Below are 3135 nucleotides of genomic sequence, written 5' to 3' on the forward strand. Positions count from 1 at the left end.
CGGAAAGCGCGCGACCTTGAGCTGATAGGCGATTGATCGTGTCTCGCGTTCGGCCATCTCGGCCTTGAGCAATTGGGAGAGAACCGGAACGGCTGCCTGGAAGGCCGGAGAGCCCTGTTCGGTGAGTTCGCTGATCGCCTGGGCCATGCCTGTCATCTTGAGGCTTTTGAGCATGATGACCAGAGCTGCGCTTGCCGGATCATGACGCATGACGCACCTCCTTATCCCCGCGCAGGGTATCGTAGCGCTCGACATTGGCCTGCGGTTCCTTGCCCAGGGCAAGGGCTTGTGGTGCCTTGACCGGGGCGATCACGGTGGATTTGCCATCGACCAGCCTGTGCAGAAGGTTCAGGATATGGGTCTTGGTGGGCACCCCGGCCTCCAGTGCCATCTCGACCGCTGTGAGCACTGCCTGTTCGTCATGGTGGAGAACCAGAGCCAGGATATCGACCATCTCGCGATCACCACCGGGCTTGCCCAGAAGGTGGCGCTGAAGCTGTCGGAATCCATCGGGCATGTCGGCAAAGGGGGCACCATTGCGCAGGGCACCCGGCTTGCGCTGGAGCACGGCCAGATAATGGCGCCAGTCGTAAACAGTATGCCCGGTTCCATGATGGCGGTCGATGATCCGCAAGTGCTCACAGATCGCTTGGCCTTCCGCGACAACGACAATGCGGTTTGGATAGACCCTGACGCTGACCGGCCTGTTGGCGAAAGAGGCCGGCACGCTGTAGCGATTGCGTTCCAGGTGGATCAGACAGGTGGGCGAGACCCGCTTGGTGTGCTCGACGAACCCGTCAAAAGCGCGCGGCACAGCCATCAGGAACTGGGTCTCGATCCTCCAGGCATCGGCAACTGAACCTGGCTCGACGCCATGGGCAATCTCTTCCCATAGGGCCTTGCACCGTCGCTCGAGCCAGATATTCAACTCATCGAGCGAGTTTGCACGTGGCAAGGGCTGGAAAAGCCGGTGCCGCATATCAAGCACGTTCTTTTCCACCAACCCCTTCTCCCAGCCCGCAGCGGGATTGCAGAACTCGGGCTCAAACACAAAGTGACTGGCCATGGCCGAGAACCGCGCATTGACCTGCCGGGCCTTGCCACGCCCAACCTTATCCACGGCCGTGCGCATATTGTCGTAGATGCCGCGTCGGGGCACGCCGCCCAGCACCCTGAAGGCGTGATTATGGGCATCAAACAGCATCTCGTGGGTCTGGAGCAGATAGGCCCTTACCGCAAAGGCCCGGCTGTAGCAGAGCTTGAAGTGCGCGATCTGCAGCTTGACCCGCTCGCCACCAATCAGGGCCCAGTCCTCACTCCAATCGAACTGGAAGGCTTCGCCCGGTTCGAAAGCCAGGGGAACGAAAACGCCACGGCCGGTGGTGTTCTGCTGGCGCTGGAAATCCTCTTTCCAGCGCCGGGCAAAAACCGCCACCCGACCATAGGAACCTTCAAAGCCAAGACTGACCAGATCGGCGTGGATCTGCTTGACCGTGCGCCGCTGCTTGCGCGGCTTGCGGCTCTCAGCCTTCAACCAGCCTGACAGCTTCTCGGCAAACGGATCGATCTTGCTCGGCCGCTCGGGCACCTTGAACTTCGGCTCAACCGTATCGGACCGAAGATATTTGCGAATGGTATTCCGGGACAAACCCGTGCGCCGCGAAATCTCCCGGATCGAAAAACCATCCCGGAAATGCCAGCGCCGGATAACGCTCAAAAACGCCATGTCCAACACTCCTCAATCTCCTGCCCAAAACGAGCAGGATAGCGTTCAAACATGGGTCAGTTCTCAGTGGAAATATCCCCCAACACCGGGTCAGATCTCAGCGGCAATCAACAGGTAAAGCAGTTTGATCGGGGATTGACAACGTTAACATAGATCTTCACAATGACAACGTTAACATTGCAACGGGAGGCATGTATTGTATTCGCTGCGCGGCCTGGTCGGCATGACGGAAACGTTCGGGGATCTGCCCAAGGCAGGTCTCCATCCCGAGCGTGGCGATTTCGCGCTGCCGGTGCTGACACTGGACCTTGTCGCGTTTGAAAACAACGCCAAGGCCATGTTCGACTATGCCCGACGGCGCGGCCTGCTGCTGGCGCCGCACGCCAAAACGCCCATGTCTCCGGACCTCAGCCGCCGACTTATCGAAAAAGGCGCTTGGGGCCTTTCGATTGCGGATCTGCAACAGGCGGCGGTTATGCTCGAGCATGGTTTTACCCGACTTCTAGTCGCCAATCAGATCGGGGGCGCCAGATCGGGAGCACGATTTGGACGCCTGCTCGCCACCTATCGCGATGCCGAACTGATCTTCTTTGTGGACTCCGTCGAAAGCGCGCGCGCGGTCAATATCGCGGGGCAGGCTGCGGGACGGACCCTCGCCGTTCTGATCGAGGTCGGCCAGGGTCGCGCCGGCGCGCGCGATCAGCACGCCGTTCGCGCCATACTCGCCGAAATCGCTGCGTCTTCTCATCTGAAAGCCGGGGGCATTGCTCTTTATGAGGGCGCGGCGGCAAAAAGCGACGCGGGAGAAACCCAAGCGGCCATTGCAAGACTTTGCGGGCTCGGCCGGGAGGCCTTTGCCATGATGCGAAGCGCCTGTCCCGGGGCCGAACTGCTGTTCAGCGCCGGCGGATCCGCCCTGTTCGATCTGGTTGTTGAGCACCTGGCGCCCTTCATAGAGGCCGATGGAAAGGCACGCATGATACTGCGCAGCGGTGCTATCTTCTTCCATGACCATGGTGTTTATGAACGCGCCCATGCTCAACTCGATGCGCGTCAGGGCTTCGCCCCGACGATGGGTCAACCGGCCAGCACCGCGTTCACCCCTGCCCTACGGATCTGGGCCGAAGTTTTGTCCCGTCCCGAACCTGATCTGTTGATCTGCGGCATGGGCATGCGCGATGTATCATCCGATCAGGACCTGCCGCGCGCGCTGGCCTTTTATCGCGACGGTGCCGCTCTGAGCGGCCTGCCCGAAGCGACTGTTTTCAAGCTCAACGATCAACATGCCTTTCTGCGCGTTGCGGCCAGCCACCCTGCCAGGGTCGGTGACATCGTCACGTTCGGGATTTCCCATCCCTGTACCTGCATCGATCGCTGGCGGCTCATCCTGGGACGTAACCAGGCCGGCG

3 protein-coding genes are annotated in these 3135 nt (G+C 60.6%); 1 reads left to right on the forward strand and 2 read right to left on the reverse strand.

The genetic code is table 11. The features are described from left to right. Both ACTIEN_RS22055 and istA read right to left on the reverse strand, forming a co-directional pair. A partial coding sequence (locus ACTIEN_RS22055) for an ATP-binding protein (protein ID WP_439525288.1) occupies positions 1-210 on the reverse strand: 210 nt, incomplete at its 3' end. Continuing rightward, on the reverse strand, positions 200-1726 hold the full coding sequence (gene istA / locus ACTIEN_RS22060) for an IS21 family transposase (RefSeq protein WP_439525289.1): 1527 nt from the start codon (positions 1724-1726) through the stop codon (positions 200-202). The genes ACTIEN_RS22055 and istA, both read right to left, overlap by 11 nt. 196 nt (positions 1727-1922) lie before the next feature. Here istA and ACTIEN_RS22065 point away from each other — a divergent pair. Then, on the forward strand, positions 1923-3135 hold a 1213-nt coding region (locus ACTIEN_RS22065; RefSeq protein ID WP_439525290.1), incomplete at its 3' end, for an alanine racemase.

The sequence above is a fragment of the Marivita sp. genome, assembly GCF_051859345.1.
Lineage (GTDB): Bacteria > Pseudomonadota > Alphaproteobacteria > Rhodobacterales > Rhodobacteraceae > Marivita.

Coding starts and splice junctions, on each gene's coding strand:
- istA (WP_439525289.1), bottom strand. CDS start 1,726: ATGGCGTTTTTGAGCGTTATCCGGCGCTGGCATTTCCGGGATGGTTTT.